Genomic DNA, 26,550 nt, shown 5'->3' with positions numbered 1-26,550 from the left:
CTGCCCGGACTAGTCCTTCGGCTTCGGCGGCGCGGCCAGCTCCGACAGACTCTGGGCACTGTCGCGCTGCACGGCGGCGCGCCCGAGAAGCAGCATCGTCACCGGCGTGGTGATCATCACGAAGACGCCGATGATGAGTTCGTGCAGCACCGGGCGCCCGTCGAGCCAGCTGAAATAGCCCATCGAGGCGAGGATGATCGCCCCGGTGCCCCAGCTGGTGATGAGCGAGGGCGCATGCATGCGCTGATAGAAGCTCGGCAGCCGGAACAGGCCGAGCGCACCGATCAGCGCCAGCGTGCCGCCAATGACGAGGAGCGCCGAAAGCAGCAGCGCGAGCCAGAGCGGGATCATTCGATCACCTCGCCGCGGAACAGGAATTTCGCAAAGGCGACCGAGGTGACGAAGCCCATCACCGCCATCACCACCGCCGCCTCGAAGAAGAAGCCGGTGTTCATCCGCATCCCCGTCACCACGAACAGCAGGAGCGTGCAGGCATAAAGCGAATCCGCGCCCAGCACGCGGTCTTGCGCGCGCGGGCCGCGGATCAGCCGCGCGGCGCAGAGGCAGGCCGACAGCGCGAGCGTCACCTGCGCATAGACGAGGGCGAAAGACAGGATCGTGGCGCTCATCCGAAGATCTCCATCAGGGGCTGTTCGTAGCGTTCGCGGATCAGCGCGACCCAATCGGTCTCGCCGATATCGAGCACATGCAGGGTGAGGTCTCCGCTCTCCGGGTCGAAATCGACCCAGACACTGCCCGGGGTGGCGGTAATGATCAGCGCCAGCACCGCAAGCTGCGCGGGATGGCGCAGCCGCAGCGGGACCCGCAGGAAGGCAGAGCCGCGCCCCTCGCCGCCGAGGCCGAACAGGATCCGGCGCGCGACATTCAGGTTGCTGAGCGCGATGTCATGCCCGACGACGAAAAAGAGCGGGATCACCTTCCACCATTTGCGCAGGGGCGGCCCCTCGGGCTGCACCAGTGCCAGCGCCTTGCCCGCGACCGAAGCCACCGCCGCGCCGAGCACGAGCTGGCCGAGCGAAAAGCGGGTGAGCAGCAGCCACATCAGCAGCAGCGCCAGCGTCATCAGCGGATGCGGGAACAGCCGTTTCACTGGACCACCTCCTGGCGCGCGGCCTCCTGCTCGACCGAGGGCGCAGCCAGCACGCCGTTGGCATAGACCGAGGGGTTCAGCAGCGCCTGCGCCGTATCCTCCATATAGCGCAGCGTATCCTGCCCCTTCAGCGTCATCAGCACCAGCATGGAAAGCAGCACGATCACCGGCACGATTTCGAGCGCGAAGACCTTCGGCACAGCGCCATCGGAGGCCCAGAAGGTCTGGATCCCGATCCGCACGAGCCCGATCAGCGTGGCGAAGCCGGAGAGCAGCAGGAGCGCGCCGAAGCCCCAGCCGAGCCAGGGCGGCAGCGCCGGATTGCCAAGGAGCCCCGAGAGCATCGCCACCTTGCCGATGAAGCCCGACAGCGGCGGCAGCCCCGCCAGCACCAGCACGCAGCCCGCGAAGCTCAGCCCCAGCACCATTAGCGTACCGGGAATGGCAAGGCCCACTTCGGGCGCGCCGTCCTCCTCGGGCTGGTCGATGCCATAGGCATCGGCGGTGAGCGCGAGCAGCGCGGCGATGCCGCCTTCCTCTCGGCTCATCGGCTCGATCAGCAGGAACAGCGCGCCTGAGGCGAGGGTGGAGCTCACGAGATAATAGAGCGCGCCGCCGAGCATCTTCTCGCCGCCGCCCATGAGCGCGAGCCCGGTTACCGACAGCAGCGTGCCCGCGGAGAGCACGATCAGATGCGCCACCATCCGCCCGAGCCCCTGCGAGGCGAGCGTACCGGCGACGCCGAAGATCATCGTCAGCGCGCCGCCCGCGATCAGGACCTCGGCGCCGAAGCCCGCCGAGGCCCCGGCGGTGACGCCGAAGGTGAGCATGGAGAGCCGCAAGATGACATAGACGCCGACCTTGGTCATGATCGCGAACATCGCCGCCACCGGCGCGGCCGCGGCCATATAGGCGGTGGGCAGCCAGAACGACAGCGGCCAGATCCCGGCCTTGACGAGGAAAGCCAGCCCCAGAAGCGCCGCCCCGGTGCGAAACAGCGGCAGCTCCGACGCGGGCAGCCCCGGCACGATCTTGGCCAGATGCGCCATGTTGAGCGTGCCGGTGACGCCATAGATCAGGCTGACCCCGATCAGGAACAGCAGCGATGCGGCGAGGTTGATGGCGATATAGTGCAGCCCGCCGCGCACCCGGAGCTGCCCCGAGCCATGCAGCAAAAGCCCGTAGGAGGCCGCCAGCAGCACCTCGAAAAACACGAACAGGTTGAACAGATCGCCGGTGAGGAAGGCGCCGTTCAGCCCCATCAGCAGGAACTGGAACATGGCATGGAAATGCGGGCCCTGCTTGTGCCAGCCGGTGCCGGAATAAATGAGGACCGGGATCGCGAGCAGCGCCGTCAGCATCACCATCATCGCGGCGAGCCGGTCCAGCACGATGACGATGCCGAAGGGCGCGGTCCAGTCTCCGAGCAGGTAGAAGGTGGTCTCGCCGCCGCCTGCGAGGCCCGCGCCCTTGGTGCGGCTCATCAGCTCGACCGAGACGATGAGCAGCGCCAGCGCCGAGACCAGGCTGAGGCCCAGCTTCGCCCGCCGCTGGCGTTCGTCATAGAGCAGCGTCAGCGCCCCGGTGATCAGCGGGATCACGATCGGCGCCATGATCAGGTGCTGGGCGGCGATCATTCCTTTTCCTTCCCGTCGACATGGTCGGTGCCGGTCATGCCGCGCGAGGCCATCATCACCACCAGAAACAGCGCGGTGGTCGCGAAGCTGATGACGATGGCGGTGAGCACCAGCGCCTGCGGCAATGGGTCGGCGTAGCGCGTCGGATCGACGAAGCCGCCCTTGGGCATGATCGGCGGCACGCCCACGGTGAGCCGGCCCATCGAGAAGATGAACAGGTTCACCGCATAGCTGAGCAGGCTGAGCCCGATGATCACCTGGAAGGTGCGCGGGCGCAGCAGCAGCCAGATGCCGGAGGCAGACAGGATCCCGATCGCGGCGGAGAGGACCAGCTCCATCACGCGGCCTCCTTTTCGTCTTCGTCCTCGGCTTCGCGCATCCGCGCCGCGCGCAGCGACTGGTGCGCGATCGCGATCAGCATCAGCACCACCGCACCGACCACGGTGGCGAACACGCCGAGGTCGAACAGCATCGCGGTGGCAAATGGGGTCTTGCCGATGAGCGGCAGGTCTATGTAGCGCGCATGCGCCGTGAGGAACGGATAGCCGAAGAGCCAGGCCCCCATGCCCACCGCCCCCGCGATGAGAAGCCCGAAGCCCATCCAGCGGATCGGCAGCACCACGATGCGCGCCTCCACCCATTTCGCATTGGTGGCGATATATTGCAGCAGGAGCGCGATGGAGACGGTGACCCCGGCCGAGAAGCCGCCGCCCGGAAGGTCGTGCCCGCGGAAGAAGAGATCCGCCGCGACCACGATCAGCACCGGGAACATGTATTGCATGATCACGCCGGGCACATGGAGGTAATTGCCGAGCATCTTCGGCGTGGAGCCCTGCTGCTGCTCGGGGGCGGCGATGGATTCGGGCGCCGGGCGGAAGCGGCGCAGCAGCGCATAGACGGTGAGCGCCACGATCGCCAGCACGGTGATTTCGCCGAAGGTATCGAAGGCGCGGAAATCCACCAGGATGACGTTCACGGTATTGGTGCCGCCGCCCTCGTAATAGGCGTTGCGCAGGAACCAGTCGCCGATATTGGGCACCAGCGGGCGGCTCATCACCGCATAGGCGATGGCGGCAATCCCGGTGCCCGAGACCACGGCGATCACCAGGTCGCGCGCGCGGCGCACCCGCGCGGGCAAAAGCCTGTCGGCGGTGATTTCCGAGCGCCGCTTCGGCAGCCAGCGCAGCCCGAGGAGGAGGAGCACCGTCGTCACCACCTCGACCAGCAGTTGCGTCACCGCGAGATCGGGCGCGGAGAACCAGGCGAAGGTCAGGCAGGTCACCGTGCCCGCGCCGCCGAGCAGGATCAGCGCCGCGAAGCGCTGGTATTTCGCCTGCCAGGCGGCGGCCACCGCGCAGCCCGCCCCCACCAGCCACATCAGCGCGAAGGCGAGGCTCGGCGGGGTCTGGCGCAGGCCGGGGCCGATCCAGTCATGCCCCCAGAGCGCGCCGAAGGCGAAGACGATGGCCAGAAGCACGAGGATGCTCAGCTGCGGCTGCAGCCGTTCGGTGGAGACCTGATTATAGACCAGCCGCGGCCATTTCCAGCTGAGCCGCAGCATCAGCCATTCGTAGATCTTCTGGCCGCGGATCACATGCAGCAGCGGCAGCCCCTCCGGCCCCGCAGCGACCCAGCGGCCGGTGAGCGCATAGAGCCCGGCCCCGAGCGCCAGCGCCACGAGGCTCATCTGCAGCGGCCGGGTGAAGCCGTGCCAGATCGCGATATCGTAATGCGGCGTGCCGGGCCCGGTGACCGAAGCCAGCGCCGTGTTCAGCACCTCACCGAGCAGGTTCGGCGCGACGCCCACCACGAGGCAGATCAGCACCAGCGCCTCTACCGGGCGGCGCATCCAGGCTGGCGGCTCGTGCGGGGCCTTCGGCAGATCCCGCGCCTGGGGCCCGAAGAAGACGGAGAAGATGAACCGCGCCGAATAGGCCACCGCGAAGACCCCGGCCAGGGTCGCGAGCCAGGGGAGCGCATCGTCGAGCCAGGTGCCGTTGTGCCAGTCCACCGCTTCGGCGAAGAACATCTCCTTCGACAGGAAGCCGTTGAGCAGCGGCACGCCCGCCATGGCGGAGGCCGCGACGATCGCGAGCGCGCCGGTGAAGGGCATCACCCGGATCAGGCCCGACAGGCGGCGCATGTCGCGGGTGCCGGTCTCGTGATCGATGATGCCCGCGGCCATGAACAGCGAGGCCTTGAACACGGCATGGTTCACGATGTGGAAGATCGCGGCCAGGATCGCCGCCGGGCCGCCGATGCCCGCGAGCGCGGTGATCAGGCCGAGGTGGCTGATGGTGGAATAGGCCAAAAGGCCCTTCAGATCGTGGCGGAACAGCGCGATCGCCGCGCCAATGACCAGCGTCGCCATGCCGGTGCCGGTGACGACATAGAACCAGATATCGGTGCCGCCGAGCGCGGGCGAGAAACGCACCAGCAGGAACACCCCGGCCTTCACCATCGTCGCCGAATGCAGGAAGGCCGATACGGGCGTGGGCGCGGCCATGGCGCCGGGCAGCCAGAAATGGAACGGAAACTGCGCGGATTTGGTGAAGGCGCCAAGCAGGAACAGGCAGATCACCACCAGATAGAGCCGGTGCGCGCGGATGGTATCGCCCGCCGCCAGCACATCTTCCAGCCGGTAGCTGCCAACGATCTGCCCGATGAGCAGCATCGCGGCGAGCAGGCAGACGCCGCCGCCCGCGGTGATCACCAGCGCGGTGCGCGCCCCGTCGCGCGCATTCGGATTGCCGACCCAATAGCCGATCAGCAGGAAGGAAAAGAACGAGGTCAGCTCCCAGAACACCACCAGCATCAGGATGTTGCCCGAGACCAGCACCCCCAGCATCGCCCCGGTGAAGGCCAGCAGGAAGGAATAAAACCGCGGCACCGGATCGGTTTTCGAGAGGTAGTAGCGCGCATAAAGCACCACCAGCGCCCCGATCGAGAGCACCAGCGTGACGAAGAGCCAGGAAAAGCCGTCGATGCGCAGATCGAGGTTCAGCCCGATTGCGGGCACCCATTCGACCTGGCTGCGCAGCACAGCCCCCGCCATCACCGGGCCGTAGAGCCCCGTCAGGATCACCCCGCCCGCCACCATGGTGAAACCCGAAAGCCAGGCCGCCGCATTATGCGCATTGACCGGCAGAGTCGCGGCCGCAATCGCGCCGAGAAACGGCAGCAGCACCAGGATCAGGAGCAGGTTCTGTTCGATCATCGGCGGCGGATATCCTTTCCCGAGGGTGCATGAGGCCACAAGCCACCGGCGCGCGGGCGGCGGGGCATCGCCCCGGGGCCGCCCCGAAATAGCCGCGCTCTGCCTGGCTGAGGAACTGATCCCAAATTGCCCCAGCACGGCCCGGAGAATCAACCGCCCCCGGTCATAAAATTTCCGTTTGCTTCGAAAATTCCGAGATTTATTTCTCGCCCGGCGCGGCAAGGGCGGGGCTTTTCGAGCCGGGCCGCTCTGGCGCATGCCGCATCCGAGGCCGCGGGATGGCGCGCCAGGGCCGCCCTCACCCGAGTTCAGGCGCAGTGGGGCGCGGCGCCCGCACAGCCGGATGGAGATCCGTATCTGCCGGGATCGGCGCAGGGCTGCCCGCGTGCGGGGCGCCGTTGGCACCGGATGCGGGCAGCCTGAAGGCGGAGGCCCTTCCCGAACCCCGCCATGCCGGGGGGCGTGCGTGCCGCATTGCGCGGGGCGACCGCGCGCATTAGGCTCCGCGCGATTTCCAGGGGAGGAGATGATGACCGACTATTCCTTCGACACGATGCAGATCCACGCCGGCACCCAGCCCGACCCGGCCACCGGCGCGCGCCAGGTGCCGATCTACCAGACCACGGCCTATGTCTTCAAAGACGCCGATCACGCGGCGCGGCTGTTCGGGCTGCAGGAAGTGGGCTACATCTATTCCCGCCTGACGAACCCCACGGTCTCGGCTCTGGCGAACCGGGTGGCGGCGCTGGAAGGCGGCGCGGGGGCGGTGTGCTGCTCCTCGGGCCATGCGGCGCAGATCATGGCGCTGTTCCCGCTGATGGGGCCGGGGCTGAACATCGTCGCCTCCACGCGGCTCTATGGCGGCACCATCACGCAGTTCAGCCAGACGATCAAACGCTTCGGCTGGAGCCCGCGCTTCGTCGATTTCGACGACCCCGAGGCGATCGCCGCGGCGGTGGACGACGATACCCGCGCGATCTTCTGTGAATCCATCTCGAACCCCGGCGGCTACATCACAGATCTCGATGCGGTGGCAGCGGTGGCGGAGCGGGTCGGCCTGCCGCTGATCGTGGACAATACCCTGGCCTCGCCCTATCTGTGCCGCCCGATCGCGCATGGCGCGACGCTGGTCGTGCATTCGGCCACGAAATACCTGACCGGGAACGGCACGGTGACGGGCGGCGTGATCGTGGATTCGGGCAAGTTCGACTGGTCCGCTTCCGGCAAGTTCCCCTCGCTCAGCGAACCGGAGCCCGCCTATCATGGGCTGGTGTTCCATGCGGCGCTCGGGCCGATGGCCTATACGTTCCATTCGATCGCCATCGGCCTGCGCGACCTCGGCATGACGATGAACCCGCAGGGCGCGCATTACACGCTGATGGGGATCGAGACGCTGAGCCTGCGGATGCAGAAACATGTGGCGAATGCGCAGGCGGTGGCCGAATGGCTGGAGCGCGACCCGCGCATCGACTATGTGACCTATGCGGGCCTGCCCTCCTCGCCTTGGCATGACCGCGTCGGCCGGATCTGCCCGAAGGGTGCGGGCGCGCTGTTCACCGTGGCGGTGAAGGGCGGCTATCAGGCCTGCGTGCGACTGGTCGACAACCTGAAATTGTTCAGCCATGTCGCGAACCTGGGCGATACGCGCTCGCTGATCATCCATTCGGCCTCGACCACGCACCGCCAGCTCACCGAAGCGCAGCAGGTGGCCGCGGGCGCCGGGCCGAACGTGGTGCGGCTCTCGATCGGGACGGAAGACGCCGCCGACCTGATCGCCGATCTCGATCGCGCCCTCAGCGCGGCAACTGCCTGAATTGGCAACATCTGGGGGCCGGATCAACCCGGCTCCCCATTCATTGTGTCGCGTATGGCTTTTCAAGGGCGGAAATCTGCTCTACCAAAGATGCGAACCCTGTGCCGCCCGCGCGGCGCTGCGACCTCTGCTAGAGCCTCCTCATGAAACCTGGTTTTGCGCTCAACCTCTCGCATGACGGCATCGGCCTGCTGCAACGCACCGCGGCGGGCTGGGAGCATCTGGGCGAAGTATCGCTTGATGCCCCCGATCTGAGCGAACGTCTGGGGCGGCTGCGCGCGCTCGCCGAAGCGCGCGCCGAGGGGCCGATCAGCACCAAGATCATCCTGCCGAATTCGCAGATCCTGTATACGTCGGTCGAGGCGCCCGGGCCGCGGGCGGCGGCGCGGCGGCGCCAGATCGCGACCGCGCTGGAAGGGCTGACCCCCTATCCGGTGACGGATCTGGTGTTCGACTGGTCCGGCCATTCCGAAACCGTGCGCGTGGCCGTTGTCGCCCGGGAAACCCTGCGCGAGGCCGAGGCCTTTGCGGCGGACTGGGGGTTCAACCCGGTGTCCTTTGTGGCGGTGCCGGAGCATGGCGCCTTCGCGGGCGAGCCCTGGTTCGGCGTGAGTTCGGCGGCCGCCGCGCAGGAGACCGAGGGCACGCGGATCGACCGCGATCAGGATCCGGTGCCGCTGCATCGGCTGGCCAAGGCAGCGGCTGGTCTTGCTGCGACCGAATTGGGCGCAGTGCCGGAAGACGCGAACGCGGCCGTGCCCCCCCCCGATGTGGTCGCGGCGGCGGCGGAGCCGGCAGATCTGGCCGTGGATCAGAGCGGGGCCGATGAACTGCCAGGCGAAACGTCGCCCGCAGAACCGGAGAGCCCGGCCGCAACGGAGCTGAGCCCCCCCGAGGACCCGTCCTCCGAGCCGGTGGAAAGCGCGACGGTTCCGGCGGAAGATCTGGCCCTGAATCCGGGTCTGGAAGCCACGGAGACGGAACCGGCAAGCCCGGAACCTCCGGCGGAAGAGGAAATTCAGCAGGAGGCAGAAGCCCCTGCAGAGGAAGCGCAGGCCGCAATCGACGCGCCCCTGTTCGCCGAGGCGCTTCCTGCCGAGGAAGCCCCCGCCGAGGAGGAGGCGCGCACCGAGGCGCAGGCCGCCGCGCCAGAGGATGCGGCAGACAACGCGGCCGAAGCCGAAAGCGCCCTGGCGGAGGACGCTGAAGAAGCTCCGGATCTCCTGCCCGAGTGGATTGCTGAGGGCGAGACCGAAGCGCTGCCTGGGGCGGAGAGCGCTGCGGCCCTGCCTGAGGACGCGACGCCCGCCGCCGAAAACGCAATCGACGCGGCGGACGAAGCGCGTAGCGAAGACGATGGGCTGGCGCCCAAAGGCTCCGCTGACACGGCGGAGACCACGAAGGATGAAGCGGTCGCCAGCGCGGAAGAAACCGCCGGAGCGCCGGAGCAGGAGACGGCGACCGAGGCGGCCCTGCCGGATGCGCCCCCCGCGCTGGTGGCCCTGCGCACCACCGCCCTGCCCGGCGCCATGCGCGACAAACCCGTCGTGGCACCGCAACGCGTGCTGCCCGAGCGTAAATCCGCCGCCGCAAAGCGGCCTGATGCCACGAAACGCCCCGGGCCGGACATGCCTCCGGCCGAGGGGCGGCCAGGGTCGCGCAAGCTGCTCCTGACCATGACCGGCGGCCTGATCGGGGCGATGGCCGCGGCTGCGCTCTGGGCCTCGCTCGCGCAGGGGCCCGCGCAGGAACGCGCCGAGCCTGCGCCCGAAACCCTGGCCCTGGCGCCGGTCGAAACGCCGGAGCCCATACCAGAACCCGCGGCGGCAGCGCTTCAGGCCGCGCCCGGTGCAGAGGCCGAAGCCGATCAGACCGATCTCGCGGCGCTGGATGCCGCGCCGGAAACGCCCGCCGAACCCGAGCCACAAGCGCCCGCCCCGGCCGACATGGCGCAGGCGGAACCGGAGGCCCCTCAGGCGCCCGAAGCCGCGCCAGCCCCGACGCCGGAATTGGCCGAAGCCGCGCCCGAAACCCTCCTGCGCGTTGCGGAGACGACGACCACAGAGCCCACCGCCGCCGGGACGGTGACCGCCACTGGCGTGACGCTCTATGCCGGGAAGCCCCCGCGCGTGCCTGCGGCACGCCCGGCCGCCATTCTGAAGGCCGCGCAGGCGCCTACCCCCGCAGCCCAGCCTGAGCCCGCCCCCGAGGCAGCCCCCCAGCCCGCGGCCGAAGCCGTGGAGGCGCAGGTCCCGGCGCGGCGCCCGAAAGGCCGCCCGATGTCCGTCGTCTCCGCTGCGGAGACGCAGCGGAAGGCCCTGGAAAAGGCTGCCGAAGAAGAAGCCGCGCGGCAGGCCGCGGAAGCGGCCGAAGCGCCGACCCTGCAGGCGGTTTCGGTCTCGCGCCGGCCAGTCTCGCGGCCGCGCAATTACCGCGCCTCGGTCGAGCAGGCCCTGGCTGCTGCGATCGCGGCGGAGCCGGTTCCGGCAGCGCCCGCCCCACAGCCTGCTCCTGCTCCTGCGCCAGCCGCAGCCCCGGCGCCGCAGCCCCGCACCCAGCCTGCAGCCCAGCAGCCTGCGCGCGTTCAGCCCGCGCCCGCCGCCCAGCCCGCGCCCCAGGTCGCGAGCCGCGACCCGGTGATAGAGCTCGACGAACCCGAGCCGACGCAACCGACACGGGCGATGCCCACGACCGCCTCGGTGGCAAAGCAGGCCACGCAGAAGGATGCGATCAAGCTGCGCGACATGAACCTGATCGGGCTTTACGGCGCGCAGGGCAACCGCCGCGCCCTGATCCGGATGCCGAGCGGCAAGATGATCAAGGTCGGCCTCGGCGACGTGCTGGATGGTGGCCGCGTCACCGCGATCGGCGACGGGCAGCTGACCTATCAGAAGGGCTCGAAACTCTATCAGCTGAAGCTGCTGCAGGGCAGCTGAGGCGCCGGGTTTCACAGCTTCGCAATCGGAGGCCTTTTCCGGGTTTTCCGACTTGCCGATACAGGCATTTGCGATATGGCTGGGGCATAGACCCCACATGCCCGCACCGGACATCCTGACCCGGACACCGCCTGAGCCATGATCAGCTTCCTGCTCCAATCGACCCTGTTCCTGTTTGCCATGGTGCTCGCAGTGCCACTCGCCACGCGCGCGGGCCTCGGCTCGGTACTGGGATACCTCTGCGCCGGGATCCTGATCGGCCCGGTGTTCCATCTGGCCGGATCGGAGATCAGCAGCCTGCAGCATTTCGCCGAATTCGGCGTGGTGATGATGCTGTTCCTGATCGGGCTGGAGCTGGAGCCGAAGGCGCTGTGGCAGATGCGCGACAAGCTCATCGGCCTCGGCGGGCTGCAGGTGCTGCTGACGATGACGGCGGTGACAGCGGCCATGCTGGCCTTCGGCCTGGATTTCCCGACGGCGGTCGCGGTGGGGATGATCTTCTCGCTCTCGTCCACCGCGATCGTGCTGCAGACGCTGAACGAAAAGCGGCTGTTGCAGACGGCGGGCGGGCGTTCGGCCTTTGCGGTGCTGCTGATGCAGGATATCGCGGTGATCCCGATGCTGGCGCTGCTGCCGCTGCTGGCGCTGCCGGGGGCGCGCGCGCTCGCCAAGGCCGAGAATGGCGAGCATGCGGCGGTCCATTTCATTCAGGATCTGCCAGGCTGGGGCGTCACGCTGATGACGCTGGGCGCGGTGGCGCTGATCGTCATCGCCGGGCACTATCTGGCGCGGCCGCTGTTCCGCTTCGTGCACCTCGCCCGCCTACGCGAGATCAATACCGCGATGGCGCTGCTGATCGTGGTGGCCATTGCCTCGCTGATGAACCTGGTCGGCCTGTCGCCCGCGCTCGGCACCTTCCTCGCCGGGGTGGTGCTCGCCGACAGCGAATTCCGCCACGAGCTCGAATCCGACATCGAGCCGTTCAAGGGCCTCCTGATGGGTTTGTTCTTCATCACCGTCGGCGCCGGGATCAAGTTCGACGTGATCACCGCACAGCCGTTCCAGATCGCGGGGCTGGTGATTGCGCTGATCGCGCTGAAGGCCGCGATCCTCTATGGCCTCGCGGTGGCGTTCAAGCTGCACGGCCCCAATCGTGGCCTGTTCGCGCTCGGCCTCGCGCAGGCCGGTGAATTCGGCTTCGTGCTGGTCTCCTTCGCTGTGGGCCAGCGGATCCTGCCCGGCCCGATCGCCGAGAAGGTGCTGGTGGTGATCGCGCTGTCGATGATGGTGTCGCCGCTGCTGTTCATCGCCAATGAGCATCTGTCCCGTCTGCTGAAGTCTGATGATGCGCCCGAGGAAGACACGATCGACGAACAGCAGCCGATCATCATCGCCGGTGTCGGGCGCTTCGGCCAGGTGGTGAACCGGATGGTGACGATGTCGGGCTTCCCGACCACGGTTCTCGATACCGACCTGCAGACGATCCAGGTGATGCGCACCTTCGGCTTCAAGGGGCATTACGGCGACCCGACGCGGCCGGACCTGCTCGCGGCCGCGGGCCTGTCGAAGGCGCGGGTGCTGGTGGTGAGCCTCGACGACCGCGCCTCCGCAAACCGGCTGGTGGCCTATGCACGGCAGATGCGGCCCGATCTGCATATCGTCGCGCGGGCACGCGACCGCGAGCATGTGTTCGAGCTCTACAAGGCCGGCGCGAATGACATCGTGCGTGAAATGTTCGATTCGAGTCTGCGCGCCGGGCGCTATGTGCTCGAAAACGTCGGCCTGAGCGAATTCGAGGCGACGGAGCTCGAGCGGCTTTATTTCAAGTTCGACCGGGCCTCGCTGCGCGACCTCGCCCAGCACTGGAAGCCGGGCGTGCCGATTCAGGAAAATGTGGACTACATCAAGCGGTCCAAGGAGCTGAATTCGGAGCTGGAGGCGGCAATGATGGCCCGGTTCTCGCGCCGCGCGGACCTGAAGGAAGAGCCGGAAGGCGACGACAAGACCCTGCACATCGACTAGCCGACAGAGCCGCCGCATCGAGGCACTGTGGTGACTTTGCATCGCACATCAGCCCCGCGCGCGCCTGGTGTGTCTGAGTCTCCACCTGCTTGCGCAGCTCGGCTGCGCGCGGCAGCGCCCCGACTTCCGCCATGAAGCCGAAGCCCGACGGGATCAGGACCCGCGGCTTGCCAGCACCTTTCCGAGTGTCAAACCGCGTTTCGGCCTGCGCCTGCAGGATCTGGCATTTCGCAAGATCAGAGAGTTTCAGGAGCCTCTCCTATACCCTCTCCATCGCTAGCCGGACATGCAAAACGGGCGGCGCCAGCGCACCGCCCGTTCTGTTTTCTGAAAGCCGGATCAGGCCGCGCGGCCGACCAGAACGTCGTCCACCTTCTTCGCGGCGCCCGCTTCGTCGGTGCCGGACACGGCCGCCACTTCGCGGGTCAGGCGCTCCAGCGCCGCCTCATAGAGCTGACGCTCCGAATAGGATTGCTCGCGCTGGTCGTCGGCGCGGTGCAGGTCGCGCACGACCTCGGCGATCGAGAGCAGATCGCCGGAATTGATCTTCTGCTCGTATTCCTGCGCCCGGCGGGACCACATCGCCCGCTTCACCTTGGCCTTGCCCTTCAGCGTTTCCAGCGCCTTGAGCACCACATCCGGGGTGGACAGGCTGCGCATGCCGATATCGAGCGCCTTGGCGGTGGGCACGCGCAGCGTCATCTTGTCCTTTTCGAACGAGATCACGAAAAGCTCCATGCGCAGCCCCGCAATATCCTGTTCTTCGATCGAAATGATCTTGCCGACACCATGCGCGGGATAGACAACGAAATCGTCCGGACGAAACTCGGTCTTCTTGGTCTTGGTCATTCAGTCACTTCCTTGCAGCCGGTCCTTCCGCCCCCCGCTACAGCGCAGAAAACACCCTCGGCGCCGAAGCGCCGCGATGTCACGGCCTGACAGTGAAATACTCCGGCATCGCGATCAGGACCGCCGGTTTGGGGGAGGTTGAATTCTGTGACAGTTATGTAGCATAAAATCGCGGCATTTCAAAGCGCCGCAGCACAGCACGAAGGCGTGAAATCAAGAGATTTCGCGATAATCGTGCTGCAGGAAGGCTTTAACCATCCGTTAAATATTCATGCGGGGGATGTTCCGGCACAGAATCGGCCGCGATCGCCCCCTTCTCCCCGCCCCTCCGGGCGGAGGGAATCAGTCTCCCGCGCCAGGGTTCGGCGAGAAGTATTTCTCCATCTTGCCCTGCTCGCCATCCCGCTCCTCATGGCCCGGGAGCGGCTCTTTCTTCTGGGTGATGACCGGCCACAACTCGGCATATTTGCGGTTGAATTCGACCCATTCATCCATCCCCGGCTCGGTGTCGGGGCGGATCGCGTCGGCCGGGCATTCCGGCTCGCAGACACCACAGTCGATGCATTCGTCGGGGTGGATCACCAGCGTGTTCTCGCCCTCATAGAAGCAGTCCACGGGGCACACTTCGACGCAGTCGGTGTACTTGCAGGCGATGCAGTTGTCAGTGACGACATAGGTCATGGGAAACCCCGGCTCATTCTTTCGCGTTTGCGGCGTTACCTAGCCCCGCTTGCGTCATCAATCAAGACCACCCGGCCCGGAAAGACATCCTGCCGCGCAGATGTCACGGCTCAGGAAAGCTGTTCTCCGGGCGCGGGTTGCGGCGGAACGGCGTCGAGGTCGGCGTAGAGCGTCTGTGCCTCGCTGGCGGGCCCGCGGCGCAGACCACAGTCCAGAACGCGCAGCACCCGCACACGCCCACCCGCGACGACGGTCACCACATCCCCCGGGCCGATCGCGCGGCCCGGTTTGTCCAGCCGTGTGCCATTCAGGCGCACATGCCCCCCCGTCACCAGATCCGCCGCCAGCCCGCGCGTCTTTACCAGACGCACGTGCCAGAGCCATTTGTCGATCCGGATCCGGGCCTCGCTCACTTCCGGTCGCGCAGCGCGGCCAGAACGGCGAAGGGGTTATCCGGGTCGATCGGCTTGTCCTTCTTCGGCGGGCGGGCCTCGAAGTGGCGCGCCTTCTCCTCGTCGCGGGGCTTGCCATGCGGCTTCTTGCCCTTCGGCTTGTCGAACTTGCGCTCGCCATCGCCCTTCTCTCGGTCGCGGCGGAACTCGGGCTTGCCGCCCTGGCGTTTCTCGCCGCCCTCGCGGTTGCCTCCCTCCCGGTTGCCGCCTTCGCGGCGCGGGCCGCGGTCATGGCGCGGGGCGCGCGGGCGCGGCGCCCAGGTAAAGGTGTAGAACACCTCGGTCTCGGGCGCGGTCTCGGCGGCTTCGGCCTCGGCCTCGGCGATCGGCGAGGCCTCCTCCGGGATCGGGTTCTCGCCGCCCTCCACTGGCGCCTTCGGCTCCGCGGCCGGGCGGCTCTTCTCGCGCTCGCCCTTCTCGGCCTTGTAACCCAGCCCCTGCATCAGATCGGCGAATTGCTCGAGCGTCATCCCGGTGATCGAGAGCATGTCCGCCACCGCCTCGAAGCCGCCCTTGGTATCTTGCGTACGCAGGATATCGGCCAGCCGCTCCAGCATGTCGATCCGGATCGCGCGGCTGCCTGCCGGGCGATAGCCCGAGAGGGTATAGGCCGAGGTCGGCACTTCGGCGATATAGGGAATCGTCACCAGCCCGGGCGGCGGGCTTTCGGGGAACTCCTGCAGCCCTTCCCAGAGCGAGGACAGCACCAGCCGCAGCCGCGTCGGCGCGGGCTTCAGCAGCGCCTGCTGGAAAATCGTGTACTGGCCGAAGCGCACGCCATGCTTGCGCAGCTGGCCGCGGGCATCCTGATCGAGCTCCTTCACCTCGGTGGCGATGCTCTCGCGCGGGATCACGCCCAGGTTCTCCACCAGGCGGAAGGCGAAGCCGCGCGCAAGGCCCGTCAGCGCCTCGTCCCGGCTCATCGCCAGGAGCGGCTCGAACAGGGCCGCGACCTTGCGGTCGATGAAATGCTGCAGGCGGCGCTTGACCTTCTCGGCCACATCCGCCCCGGCTTCCTCATCGACGAAAGCCTCGACCGAGGGTTTCAGCGGATCGGCGCCCTTCACCAGCTTGCCCACCGCAGTGCTGCCCCACATCAGGCCGCCCTGTTCGGTGAAATCCATCTCGGTATCGGGAGCGTTGTAGAACCGGTCCGCCCGCAGGCTGAACTCGGGCTTCAGCGCCTCGTAGGCGGCACGCGCCAGCATTTTCGCCTCGTCGGGCGAGGAAGTCCCATCCTGCCGGAAACGGAACCCTTCCAGACGGCCGGCGAATTCGCCTTCGACCATCACTTCGCCCTTGTCGTTCACCTCGGCCACGAGGGTCTCCTTCTGCTTGAGCCGGCGCAGCAGCACGGATGTGCGCCGGTCCACAAATCGTTGGGTCAGCGCGCCGTGGAGCGCGTCGGACAGTCGGTCTTCTACCGCACGCGTTTCCTCGCGCCAATGGGCTTCGTCATCGACCCAGCCCTTGCGTTGCGCAACATAGGTCCATGTGCGGATGAATGCCAAGCGGCGCGACAATGTGTCGATGTCGCCCAGCGGCTTGTCAATGCGCTCGATCTGGCTTTTGAGCCAGTCCGAAGGCACGCCCTTGCCCGCCTGCAGGAAGCCGAAGATCCGCCCGAGCAGGGTCGCATGCTCGGATTCGGAAATCGAGCGGAAATCCGGGATCCGGCACACATCCCAGAGCAGGCGGATGTCGTGCGGGTGGCGCAGTCGGTCGGCAATTTCGGGCACCGCGACCAGCGCCTTCAGCGCGCGCAGGTCGTCGGCCTCGCGGCCGCGGCTGAGCCATTCGTTCTGCGGGCTTTCCTCCAGCGCGCGGATCAGCCGCTCGGCAGTGCCGAATTCGAGCCGCGGGTTGCGCCATTGCAGCCGCTGGATCGGCGCGAAGCGGTGCTCCTCCACCGCCGTGATCACCTCGGGCGGCAGGGGCGAGGCATCGCCCGTCACCCCGAAGGTGCCATCCATCGTATGGCGCCCGGCGCGCCCGGCGATCTGGCCGATTTCGTGCGGGAACAGGTGGCGCATCCGGCGCCCGTCGAACTTGGCCGTGGCCGAGAACGCCACATGGCCGATGTCCAGGTTCAGCCCCATCCCGATGGCATCCGTGGCCACCAGGTAGTCCACGTCGCCGTTTTGATACATCGCTACCTGGGCGTTGCGCGTGCGCGGGCTGAGCGCGCCCATCACCACCGCGGCGCCGCCCTTCTGCCGCCGCAGCAGCTCGGCGATAGCATAGACGTTTTCCACGGAAAATCCGACGATTGCGCTGCGCGCCGGCATCCGCGAGGTTTTCTTGGAGCCGGCCCAGCTCAGCTTCGAGAGCCGGTCGCGGCGCATGAACTGCACCCCCGGTACCAGCGCGGCAATGGCGCCCTTCATGGTCTCGGAGCCGAGGAACAGCGTCTCGTGCAGGCCGCGCATATGGAGCAGCCGGTCGGTAAAGACATGCCCCCGCTCCGGATCGGCGCAAAGCTGGATCTCGTCGATCGCGACGAAATCCGCGCCCACCTCGGGCATTGCCTCGGTCGTGGCCACCCAATAGGCGGCGCGTTCGGGCACGATCCGCTCCTCCCCGGTGACCAGCGCCACCACCGAAGGGCCGCGCGCCTTCACGATCCGGTCATAGACCTCGCGCGCCAGAAGCCGCAGCGGCAGGCCGATGACGCCGGTGCGATGCGCCAGCATGCGTTCGATCGCATAATGCGTCTTGCCCGTGTTGGTGGGCCCGAGAACCGCGGTGATCCGTCCTGCCATCTCGTGATGCGCGCGTCACAGGGCGACGCCCGCAAGCTCCTTTTCCAGCCTCGCGATCGCGTCTTTCACATCGGCCCGGTGCGGGTTCAAGGCGAAAGACGCGCGATAGGCGGCCAGCGCCCGGTCGCGCAGGTCCATCTGCTCATAGGCGGCGCCGAGCGTGGCCAGCGCCCCCCAGTGCCGCGGCTCCAGGATCAGCGCGGCGCGCAGATCGGCGATCGCGGGGCCGAACTGCCCGGTGGCCAGAAAGGCGGTGGCGCGCGCATTCCAGCCTTCGGGGAAATCCGGCGCATGATCGGTCAGCGCGCTCAGATGCTCGATCGCGGCCTGGGCATCGCCTGCGTCCAGCGCCTGCTCGCCGCGCTTCAGCAGCAGGTCTATCGCCGGAGAGCCCGAGCGCGACCAGGCCCGTTCGATATCCGATTCGGCCCGCGCCCAGCCCGCATAGCCGGGATCGGCCAGCTCCTGGAACTGCCGCTCCAGCCCCTCCGTCTCCGCCCGCGACGCCGTGCCGCAAAGCGTGATCGCGGTTGCCGCGAGGAGAGGATTGAGAATGGTCGAGAGCCTGCGCATAGTGCGACTGTAACTTATGCGCGGCGAAATGCGAGAGTGGCTGTTTCACTTTTCGGCGTGCCGCACCGGAGGATCACGACAGATGAGCGACCTGATCGACAAGGCGGTCGAAGCCCTGAGCAAACGGCTGCCCGACGGCTTTGCCTCGACGGCGAAATTCGTCATCGAGGACGAGGGCTCGATCATCGCCGATCCCGATGGCGTGCGCGTGGGCGATGCGCCCGCCGATGTCACCCTGACCGCCGATGCCGATACGTTCATCGGCATGCTGAAGGGCGAGGTGAACCCGACGATGGCCTTCATGTCGGGGCGGCTGAAGATCGACGGGCCGATGGGGCTTGCAATGCAGCTGGGGTCGGCGCTCAGCTGATGGAGGCCGCGCCCCTGCGCAACGATCTCGCCCGCGGCCCCGCGGGCGGCTCTGCCTGGTGGATCCGGACGCAGGATGGCCTGCGGCTGCGGATCGCCCTCTGGCCCGCCGAGGAAGCGCGCGGCACCGTGCTGCTGCTGCCCGGGCGCACGGAATATATCGAGAAATACGGCCTCGTCGCGCGCGATCTCACGACGCGCGGGCTTTCGGTGCTGGTGGTGGACTGGCGCGGCCAGGGCCTGTCCACGCATCTGCATGCGGATCCGGCGCGCGGCCATATCCTCGGCTTTCCCGATTTCCAGCACGATATCGAGGCGCTGCTTGCCGCCGCGGCGGAGCTGGCGCTGCCGAAGCCCTGGGTCGGGCTGGCGCATTCGATGGCGGGGGCGATCCTGCTGCGCCGCATCGGCGGGCCGCATCCTTTCGCCGCCGTAGCCTTCAGCGCGCCGATGTGGGGCATCGCCCTGCCGCCCTGGCTGCGCGCGGTGAGCCTGCCCCTGGCCCGCGCGCTGGACCGCACCGCGCTTGCTGAGAGCTACCTGCCCGGCAGCGGCCCCGCGCCCTATGTGCTGCGCACGGCGTTCCGCGACAATCAGCTCACCGGGGATGCGGCGATGTGGGCCTATCTGATCGAGCAGGCCGCGGGCGAGCCCGCCTTCGCACTTGGCGGGCCTTCGGTGAACTGGATCGCGGAGAGCCTGATCGAATGCAGCGCGCTTGCGGCGCAGCCTTCGCCCGCCCTGCCCTGCATCGCGGGCCTTGGCGGGCAGGAAAAGATCATTGACCCCGCTGCGGTGCGCGAACGAATGGCGCGCTGGCCCGGCGGCCGCCTGCTGGACTATCCGCAGGCGCGCCATGAGGTGATGATGGAGGGCCCAGCGACCCGCACCGCGTTTCTGGATGCGGTAGAGGGGCTGTTCGTCAGAGCGTGATCTTGGTGAAGCCGTCGCGCAGCGCCTCGGACCACATCTGCGACATCCGCGCGAAATCGGGGTCGTTCTTCTCGATCCGGCGCCGCTCCGATACCCGGCAATCGTCGCGCCGGATCACCGCGAGATCTAGCGGCATACCCACCGAGAGGTTCGAGCGCAGGGTCGAATCCATCGACAGCAGCATCGCCTTCTGCGCGTCCTCGAGCGACATGTCCATCCGCACCACCCGGTCCAGGATCGGCTTGCCGTATTTGTGCTCGCCGATCTGGAGGAACGGGGTGTCCTCGGTCGATTCAATAAAATTGCCCTCGGGATAGACGAGGAACATCCGCATCGCGCCGCCGCGCCGCTGCCCGGCGACGATCATGGAAGCCGCGGTGGAGACCTTGCTCGCCTCCATCTTGCTGTCGATGTCGTTGCGCACCGTCGAGAGCGTGTTGCCGACGATCTCCGCCACCTTCAGCATGGTGGGCGCGAGCATGATCGAGCTTTCCGATGTCGCCTCGTTGTCGTCGATCGCCTCGCGGATACGCGCGATCGTCGTCTGCGTCACCGACAGCGAGCCGGCGGTGAGGATCGCGATGATCCGCTCGCCCGGATCCTCGAACAGGAACATCTTGCGATAGGTCGCGATATTGTCGAGCCCCGCGTTAGTACGCGTGTCGCTCAGCAAAACCATGCCTTCATTCAGAAGAAGACCTACACAATACGTCATCTGATGCCCCGAACCGTCCCGCGCCGTTCTATTGCTGGACGGCTTCGAGAGCAACCGTCACATCGAGCTCCTCTTCGCCTGCCCCGAGCGCGATGCCCTTGATCGGCGCGGCCTCGCGCGCATCGAGCCCTGAGCCGAGCCGGATGTATCTCGCATCCGGGCAGCATTCATTCGCGGCATCGAAGCCGATCCAGCCGATCCCCTCGACCCAGATCTCGGCCCAGGCGTGGCTCGCATCATGCAGCTCGCCATCGTCGCGCGCATAGAGATAGCCCGAGACGTAGCGCGCGGGCATCCCCACCGCCCGCGCCACCGCACAGACGGCATGGGCATGGTCCTGGCAAACCCCCTCGCCCTGCGCCAGCGCCTCGGCCGCGGTGGTCCGGGCATCGGTCGCGCCGGGGGTATAGCTGATCGCCTCGCCCACCCCGCGCGCGAGCGCATGGGCGCGCGCCAGATCGTCATTCGCGCCGGCAATGGATTCGCGCGCGAGCAGGTCCAGCGCATCGTCGATCCAGGTCGCCGTGGTCTCGCGCAGATAGGCGAAGGGATGCACCAGCTCGCGATGGCCGCGCAGCACGCCCGCGAGGTCGATCGTCTCGACCTGCCCCGTCACCGCGATCGACACTTCCGAGACCGGGCCGCGGATCGACCAGCCCTCGATCTTGTCGCCCGCGCCGTCGCGGAAGCTGCCGCCGCGGGTGCCGCCCTCGACCTTCACCTCCCACGACACGGTGCGCTGCCCGTCGAAGCGCGACGGGAACAGCCGCAGCGACTGCACGGCCGAGCGCATCGGCGCATCGTAGCGATAGGTGGTGACGTGATTGACGGTGAAGATCATCGCGCCTCTCCCGACAGATAGGTGTTGTAGACCATATCCGACAATTCACCGACATCGCGGATGAACCGCGTCAGGAATTCATGCAGACCCTCCTCGAAGATCTCCTCGACCCCCATTTCCGCGAGCTCCCCCAGTAGCGCCCGCGCGCGCATCTGCGCCGGGCCGGATTTGTGATAGGCGCGCGAGAGCTCGTCGAGGTTCTGCATGGTCGAAAGCGTCGCCGTGATCAGCGAGCGCGGCGATTGCCGGTTCAGGATCAGGAAATGCGCGATCTTCTTCGCGGTGATGTCGCCGCCATAGGCCCAATGGAAGGCGCGCTGCGCCGACATCGCCCGCAGCAGGGTCTGCCACTGGTAATTGTCGAGCCCGGAGCCGATGAAATCCACGCTCGGCAGCAGGACGTAGTATTTCACGTCGATCAGCCGGGCGGTGTTGTCGGCGCGCTCCAGCGCGAAGCCCAGGTTCAGGAAATTGTAGCCATCGTTGCGCAGCATCGTGGCCTCGATGCAGCCGCGCACCATCGCCGCCTGCTGCATCACCCATTCAGTGAGTTCCGTGAGCTCCAGCTCCGAGCGCGGCCGGCGCTCCAGCTTGCGGATCTCCTGGAAGGCCATGTTCAGCGCATCCCAGACCTGCGCGGTGAGCGCGGTGCGCACGATGCGCGCATTCTCCCGCGCCCGCTCCAGGCAGGATATCACCGAGGACGGGTTGTCGCGGTCGAAGAACAGGTAGCTCTCGATGTTGCGCTGCACCGGGTCGCCGTATTTCGCGGCGAAGCCCGCCGCCGTGCCGGAGGCCTGCAACAGGCTCTCCCATTCGCTGCGGTAGCCATGCCCTGCCGAGGGCATCAGCGCGATCCGCGCCCCCACCTCCAGCAACCGCGCCATGGTTTCGGCGCGTTCGATATAACGCGCGATCCAGAAAAGGTTTTCCGCCGTCCGGCTCAGCATGGTCCTACTCCGCCAGCACCCAGGTGTCCTTGACGCCCCCGCCCTGAGACGAGTTCACCACGAGCGAGCCTTCCTTCAGCGCCACGCGGGTGAGCCCGCCCGGCACCAGTTCGATCTTTTCGCCGACAAGGCAGTAGGGCCGCAGGTCCACATGGCGCGGCGCGATCCCCTCTTCCACGAACGTCGGCGTGGTGGAGAGCGCAAGCGTCGGCTGGGCGATATAATTGTCGGGGTTGTCCTCGACCTTCTTGCGGAAGGTCTCGATCTGCTCTTTCGTGGATTTCGGGCCGACGAGCATGCCGTAGCCGCCCGATCCGTGCACCTCCTTCACCACCAGCTCGCCCAGATTGTCGAGCACATATTTGCACTCGTCCGCCTTGGCGCATTGCCAGGTAGGCACATTGTTCAGCATCGGCTCCTCGCCGAGGTAGAAGCGCACCATCTCCGGCACGAAGGTATAGATCGCCTTGTCATCGGCCACGCCCGCCCCCGGCGCAGAGCAGATCGTCACCCCGCCCGAGCGGTACACATCCATCAGCCCCGGCACGCCCAGCATCGAATCCGGGCGGAAGCAGAGCGGATCGAGGAAGGCATCGTCGATCCGGCGATAGATCACGTCGAGCTTCTTCGGCCCTTCGGTCGTGCGCATCCACACGAAGCCGCCCTCGACGAACAGATCCGCCCCCTCGACCAGCTCCACCCCCATCAGGTCCGCCAGGAAGCTGTGCTCGTAATAGGCGGAGTTGAAATGCCCGGGCGTGAGGATCGCGATCGTGGGCTCGCGGTCGCATTTGGCGGGCGCGACCGAGGCCAGCGTGCGGCGCAGCGCATCGGCATAGCCATCCACCGGCTCGATCCGGTTCTCGCGGAACAGCTGCGGGAACATCCGCATCATGATTTCGCGGTTCTCGAGCATGTAGCTCACGCCCGAGGGCGTGCGGCAATTGTCCTCCAGCACGAAGAATTCATCGGGGCCGGTGCGGACGATATCGATGCCGACGATGTGGCTGTAGATCCCGCGCGGCGGCGTGAAGCCGGAAACGGCGCGCTCATAGGCCTCGTTCTGATAGACGAGGCGGGCCGGGATCTTGCCCGCCTTGACGATCTCGCCGCGGCTGTAGACATCAAGCAGGAACGCATTCAGCGCCCGCGCCCGCTGCTTGATCCCCTTTTCCAGCTTGCGCCATTCCAGCTGGCTGAACACCCGCGGGAACATGTCGAACGGGATCAGCCGGTCCGGGTCCCCGCCCTCGCCATAGACCGCGAAGGTGATGCCGATGCGGCGAAACAGCGCCTCCGCCTCGGCCTGCTTCATCTGACGGAATTCCGCAGGCATCGACCTGGTCCAGTCTTCGAGCTGCGCATAGGGCGCCCGGACCAGACCTTGCTCATACATTTCGTTGAAATAGTCGCTCATGGGGCGTTGATTCCTCCGGCCTTGAGGAAACCTTAAGCAGCGGTTTCGGGGGAAGGAAGCGGGTCCCGGAGTTTCGCCGCTGAATGCCGCAAATTACGATTAATATGCATGCATTTGCTTATTTTTAACTCATTTTTGCCTTTGGCGGCGCAACATAGTGGCCACTTCGGCCATCGGATCGATCAGCTCAGCCCCTGCCCCGGGCACGCCAGCGCCTGCATTCCCGCCCCGCGCAGGGGCAGCCGCCCGCGCGCGGCGCGCGCTGATGTATCCCGATCAGCAGCAGGGCGGCATCCCGCCCCTTCCGCGGGCCTCCCGCCACCGCCCGGATGCCGCTGCCACGGCCCTTGCCGTCCGGGCGCCCTTGCGCCCGGGGGGGCAGCCTGCCTATCTGTCATGTGACAAAGCGATGAGGACACCATGACCAGACCCTTCCCGCAGCCCCTTTCCGATGCGAATGCCAATGCTGGCGGCGCGGGCCCGTTCGGGCTCCTGCCGGAATGGGACCTGAGCGATCTTTATACTGCGCCCGATGCCCCCGAATTCACCCGCGACATGAAATGGCTGGAGCAGGAATGCGCGGCCTTCGCCGCCGATTACCAGGGCAGGCTCGCGACGCTCGACGCGGCCGCGATGCTCGCCTGCACGCACCGCTACGAGGCGATCGACATCGCGGCCGGGCGGATCATGTCTTATATCGGGCTGCGCTACTATCAGAACACGATGGATGCGGTGCGCGCCAAGCAGATGTCTGACGCGCAGGATGCGATCACCGCCTATACCGCGCCGCTGGTGTTCTTCTCGCTGGAGTTCAACCGGATCGACGATGCGGCCTATGAGGCGCTCTATGCCGATCCGGCGCTCGCGCGCTACAAGCCGGTGACCGACCGGATGCGGGCGATGAAGCCCTATCAGCTTTCGGACGAGCTGGAGAAATTCCTGCACGATCAATCGGTGGCCGGATCGGCCGCATGGAACCGGCTGTTTGACGAAACCACGGCCGGGCTCGAATTCACGGTGGATGGCGAGGTGCTGAGCCTCGAAGCGACCACCACCCTGCTGCAAGACTACGACCGCGCCAAGCGCGAGGCCGCCGCGAAGGAGCTGGCCCGCGTCTTCGGCGCCAATATCAAGCTCTTCGCCCGGGTACACAATACGCTCGCGAAGGAAAAGGAGATCGAGGACCGCTGGCGCAAGCTGCCCACGCCGCAGACCGCGCGCCACCTGTCCAACGATGTGGAGCCCGAGGTGGTGCAGGCGCTGCGCGATGCCGTGGTCGCGGCCTATCCGCGGCTCAGCCACCGCTATTATGCGCTGAAGGCGAAATGGCTCGGGCTGGAGAAGCTCCAGGTCTGGGACCGCAATGCGCCGCTGCCGGGCGAGGCGCCGCGCACCATCGGCTGGGAAGAGGCGAAAAGCACCGTGCTGAACGCCTATGGCGCCTTCGCCCCGAAAATGGCGGAGATCGCGCAGCCCTTCTTCGACAAGGGCTGGATCGACGCGGGCGTGAAGCCCGGCAAGGCGCCCGGCGCCTTCGCCCATCCGACCGTGGTCACCGTGCACCCTTATGTGATGCTGAATTACCTCGGCAAGCCGCGCGACGTGATGACGCTCGCCCATGAGCTCGGCCATGGCGTGCACCAGGTGCTGGCGGCAGGCCAGGGGGCGCTCTTGTCCGATACTCCGCTGACGCTTGCCGAGACGGCCTCCGTGTTCGGCGAGATGCTGACCTTCCGCGCGCTGCTCGATGCCGCCAAGACCCCCGAAGAGCGCAAGACCCTGCTCGCGGGCAAGGTCGAGGACATGATCAATACCGTCGTGCGCCAGATCGCGTTTTACGATTTCGAGTGCAAGCTGCATGCCGCGCGCGCCGAAGGGGAGCTTACGCCGGAGGACATCAACGCGCTCTGGATGTCGGTGCAAGCCGAGAGCCTCGGGCCGGCGTTCGAGTTCATGCCGGGCTACGAGACCTTCTGGACCTATATCCCGCATTTCGTGCATTCGCCGTTCTACGTCTATGCCTACGCCTTCGGCGACGGGCTGGTGAACGCGCTCTATGCGGCCTATGCGGGCGGGCTGCCGGACTTCCAGGAGAAGTATTTTGAGATGCTGAAGGCCGGCGGATCGAAGCACCACAAGGCGCTCCTGGCGCCCTTCGGGCTCGATGCCACCGACCCGGCCTTCTGGAACAAGGGGCTCGAGATGATCGCGGGCTTCATCGACGAGCTGGAGGCGATGGAGGCCTGAGCCTCCCTCAGCCGCGCGTCCGCACGGTGACCTCGACCGACATTCCCGGGGCGAGGTCACCCGCGCGCGCCTGATCCGGATCCAGCCCGATCCGCACCGGCAGGCGCTGCGCGATCTTGGTGAAGTTGCCGGTCGCATTCGAGCCCGCAAGCACGCTGAACTCCGATGCCGTCGCCGGGGAGAGCGATTCCACCCGGCCGGTGAAGGCCTGCCCGCCCATCGCATCGACCTGGAACCGGACCTTCTGGCCCACCTCCATGCCGTTCAGCTCGGTCTCCTTGAAATTCGCGATCACCCAGAGATCGCGGCCCACATGCGACACCAGCGCCGTGCCCGCCGTCACATATTGCCCGACCCGCGCCGATACCTGGCCCAAAACGCCGTCCTCGGGGGCGCGGATCTCGGTATTCGAAAGGTCGATCCGGGCGATCTCCACGGCGGCCTCGGCGCTCGAAATCGCCGCCTGCTGCGCCTGGATCTGAACCTCGGCCGTCAGGATGTTCTGCCGGTCCACCTCCAGCTGCGCCGCCGCCTGCCGCTCCGCCGCCTGGGCCTGGCGCAGGGTTAGCTCGGTCTGGTCGATCGCCGATTGCGCGGTGACGCCGCGGTCCTTCAGCGCACGGTTGCGCGCGGCATTGGTCTGCGCAGTATCCACCGCCGAATGCGCGGCATCGAGCGCCGCCTCCCCGGACTGGCGCACCGCCTCGGCCGAGGCCACCGTCTGCGCCCCTACCTTCAGCGCGGCGCGCGCCGTGGCCAGCGTCGCCTCCGCCTGCGCCAGTTTCTCGCGGTAGCTGCGGTCGTCGATCCGGGCGATCAGCTCCCCCTTCTTCACCGTCTGGAAATCCACCACCTCGACCGCGCTCAGATAGCCCGAAAGCTGCGGCGCGAGCGTCGTCACCTTGCCGCGGACATAGGCGTTCTCGGTCGTAGGCTCGGAGGAGGCGAAGGGCGGCAGGCGCCAGGCGAACAGCAGCAGCAGCACGCCCGCAAGCCCGATCACGGCGGCGATGAGGGTGGGGAGG

Annotated in this window: 22 protein-coding genes; 6 read left to right on the top strand and 16 right to left on the bottom strand. The window is 67.2% G+C overall.

Going from position 1 to position 26,550, the window contains the following annotated elements; genetic code table 11:
- Positions 1-9: 9 nt before the first annotated feature.
- Genes mnhG through ACOMG5_RS11825 form a run of 6 tightly spaced genes read right to left on the bottom strand, consistent with a single transcriptional unit; the run spans position 10 to position 5,965 of the window.
- A complete protein-coding gene (mnhG, locus tag ACOMG5_RS11850; RefSeq protein WP_420344009.1) occupies positions 10-351 on the bottom strand; it encodes a monovalent cation/H(+) antiporter subunit G in 342 nt (113 codons plus the stop codon).
- A complete protein-coding gene (locus tag ACOMG5_RS11845; RefSeq protein ID WP_420344008.1) occupies positions 348-629 on the bottom strand; it encodes a K+/H+ antiporter subunit F in 282 nt (93 codons plus the stop codon). Before ACOMG5_RS11845 ends, mnhG begins: the two co-directional genes overlap by 4 nt.
- Entirely contained in the window at positions 626-1,111 is a 486-nt protein-coding gene (locus tag ACOMG5_RS11840; protein WP_420344007.1) for a Na+/H+ antiporter subunit E, read from the bottom strand. The genes ACOMG5_RS11845 and ACOMG5_RS11840 overlap by 4 nt, the downstream gene beginning before the upstream one ends.
- Positions 1,108-2,748: a monovalent cation/H+ antiporter subunit D gene (locus tag ACOMG5_RS11835; RefSeq protein ID WP_420344006.1), complete on the bottom strand. Its 1,641-nt coding sequence runs from the start codon at positions 2,746-2,748 to the stop codon at positions 1,108-1,110. Before ACOMG5_RS11835 ends, ACOMG5_RS11840 begins: the two co-directional genes overlap by 4 nt.
- Positions 2,745-3,086 carry a Na+/H+ antiporter subunit C gene (locus tag ACOMG5_RS11830; RefSeq protein ID WP_420344031.1) on the bottom strand — a complete coding sequence of 114 codons (342 nt, stop codon included), beginning with the start codon at positions 3,084-3,086 and terminating at the stop codon, positions 2,745-2,747. Before ACOMG5_RS11830 ends, ACOMG5_RS11835 begins: the two co-directional genes overlap by 4 nt.
- Complete coding sequence (locus ACOMG5_RS11825; RefSeq protein ID WP_420344005.1) at positions 3,086-5,965, bottom strand: monovalent cation/H+ antiporter subunit A; 2,880 nt, start codon at positions 5,963-5,965, stop codon at positions 3,086-3,088. The genes ACOMG5_RS11830 and ACOMG5_RS11825 overlap by 1 nt, the downstream gene beginning before the upstream one ends.
- Positions 5,966-6,494: 529 nt before the next feature.
- On the opposite strand from ACOMG5_RS11825, the gene ACOMG5_RS11820 reads away from it, so the two are divergent.
- From ACOMG5_RS11820 to ACOMG5_RS11810, 3 genes are all read left to right on the top strand, one after another.
- Positions 6,495-7,778 carry an O-acetylhomoserine aminocarboxypropyltransferase/cysteine synthase family protein gene (locus tag ACOMG5_RS11820; protein ID WP_420344004.1) on the top strand — a complete coding sequence of 428 codons (1,284 nt, stop codon included), beginning with the start codon at positions 6,495-6,497 and terminating at the stop codon, positions 7,776-7,778.
- A 143-nt stretch (positions 7,779-7,921) separates the two neighbouring features.
- Positions 7,922-10,714: a hypothetical protein gene (locus tag ACOMG5_RS11815; protein ID WP_420344003.1), complete on the top strand. Its 2,793-nt coding sequence runs from the start codon at positions 7,922-7,924 to the stop codon at positions 10,712-10,714.
- Positions 10,715-10,852: 138 nt separating this feature from the next.
- Complete coding sequence (locus ACOMG5_RS11810) at positions 10,853-12,736, top strand: monovalent cation:proton antiporter-2 (CPA2) family protein (RefSeq protein WP_420344002.1); 1,884 nt, start codon at positions 10,853-10,855, stop codon at positions 12,734-12,736.
- A 339-nt stretch (positions 12,737-13,075) separates the two neighbouring features.
- On the opposite strand, the gene ACOMG5_RS11805 is transcribed toward ACOMG5_RS11810, so the two are convergent.
- From ACOMG5_RS11805 to ACOMG5_RS11785, 5 genes are all read right to left on the bottom strand, one after another.
- A complete protein-coding gene (locus tag ACOMG5_RS11805) occupies positions 13,076-13,585 on the bottom strand; it encodes a CarD family transcriptional regulator (protein WP_420344001.1) in 510 nt (169 codons plus the stop codon).
- Positions 13,586-13,927: 342 nt separating this feature from the next.
- On the bottom strand, positions 13,928-14,266 hold the full coding sequence (gene fdxA / locus ACOMG5_RS11800) for a ferredoxin FdxA (RefSeq protein WP_420344000.1): 339 nt from the start codon (positions 14,264-14,266) through the stop codon (positions 13,928-13,930).
- Between the two features lie 110 nt (positions 14,267-14,376).
- Positions 14,377-14,679 carry an RNA-binding S4 domain-containing protein gene (locus ACOMG5_RS11795; RefSeq protein WP_420343999.1) on the bottom strand — a complete coding sequence of 101 codons (303 nt, stop codon included), beginning with the start codon at positions 14,677-14,679 and terminating at the stop codon, positions 14,377-14,379.
- Positions 14,676-17,480 carry a helicase-related protein gene (locus ACOMG5_RS11790; RefSeq protein WP_420343998.1) on the bottom strand — a complete coding sequence of 935 codons (2,805 nt, stop codon included), beginning with the start codon at positions 17,478-17,480 and terminating at the stop codon, positions 14,676-14,678. The genes ACOMG5_RS11795 and ACOMG5_RS11790 overlap by 4 nt, the downstream gene beginning before the upstream one ends.
- A gap of 15 nt (positions 17,481-17,495) precedes the next feature.
- Positions 17,496-18,053 (bottom strand): hypothetical protein, encoded by a 558-nt coding sequence (locus ACOMG5_RS11785; RefSeq protein ID WP_420343997.1) that lies wholly within the window; start codon positions 18,051-18,053, stop codon positions 17,496-17,498.
- An 82-nt stretch (positions 18,054-18,135) separates the two neighbouring features.
- On the opposite strand from ACOMG5_RS11785, the gene ACOMG5_RS11780 reads away from it, so the two are divergent.
- A complete protein-coding gene (locus tag ACOMG5_RS11780) occupies positions 18,136-18,423 on the top strand; it encodes an SCP2 sterol-binding domain-containing protein (RefSeq protein ID WP_420343996.1) in 288 nt (95 codons plus the stop codon).
- Positions 18,423-19,355: an alpha/beta fold hydrolase gene (locus ACOMG5_RS11775; RefSeq protein WP_420343995.1), complete on the top strand. Its 933-nt coding sequence runs from the start codon at positions 18,423-18,425 to the stop codon at positions 19,353-19,355. Before ACOMG5_RS11780 ends, ACOMG5_RS11775 begins: the two co-directional genes overlap by 1 nt.
- Here ACOMG5_RS11775 and ACOMG5_RS11770 read toward each other — a convergent pair.
- From ACOMG5_RS11770 to ACOMG5_RS11755, 4 genes are read right to left on the bottom strand one after another with little or no spacing between them, the layout of a single operon-like run.
- Positions 19,345-20,070: a proteasome-type protease gene (locus tag ACOMG5_RS11770; protein WP_420343994.1), complete on the bottom strand. Its 726-nt coding sequence runs from the start codon at positions 20,068-20,070 to the stop codon at positions 19,345-19,347. The genes ACOMG5_RS11775 and ACOMG5_RS11770 overlap by 11 nt on opposite strands.
- A 28-nt stretch (positions 20,071-20,098) precedes the next feature.
- Positions 20,099-20,911 (bottom strand): transglutaminase family protein, encoded by an 813-nt coding sequence (locus ACOMG5_RS11765; RefSeq protein ID WP_420343993.1) that lies wholly within the window; start codon positions 20,909-20,911, stop codon positions 20,099-20,101.
- Entirely contained in the window at positions 20,908-21,861 is a 954-nt protein-coding gene (locus ACOMG5_RS11760) for an alpha-E domain-containing protein (protein WP_420343992.1), read from the bottom strand. The genes ACOMG5_RS11765 and ACOMG5_RS11760 overlap by 4 nt, the downstream gene beginning before the upstream one ends.
- A gap of 4 nt (positions 21,862-21,865) precedes the next feature.
- Positions 21,866-23,278 (bottom strand): circularly permuted type 2 ATP-grasp protein, encoded by a 1,413-nt coding sequence (locus tag ACOMG5_RS11755; protein WP_420343991.1) that lies wholly within the window; start codon positions 23,276-23,278, stop codon positions 21,866-21,868.
- A gap of 420 nt (positions 23,279-23,698) precedes the next feature.
- On the opposite strand from ACOMG5_RS11755, the gene ACOMG5_RS11750 reads away from it, so the two are divergent.
- Positions 23,699-25,525: a M3 family oligoendopeptidase gene (locus ACOMG5_RS11750; protein ID WP_420343990.1), complete on the top strand. Its 1,827-nt coding sequence runs from the start codon at positions 23,699-23,701 to the stop codon at positions 25,523-25,525.
- A 7-nt stretch (positions 25,526-25,532) separates the two neighbouring features.
- Here the strand turns inward: ACOMG5_RS11750 and ACOMG5_RS11745 are convergent.
- Positions 25,533-26,550: HlyD family secretion protein (locus tag ACOMG5_RS11745; RefSeq protein ID WP_420343989.1), on the bottom strand; the 1,018-nt coding region annotated here is incomplete at its 5' end.

Source organism: Paenirhodobacter sp. (assembly GCF_041916475.1).
In the GTDB taxonomy this organism is placed as follows: Bacteria; Pseudomonadota; Alphaproteobacteria; order Rhodobacterales; family Rhodobacteraceae; genus Rhodobacter.
Note: the sequence above shows the minus strand (reverse complement) of the source record. Positions and strands in the feature narration are given on the sequence as shown.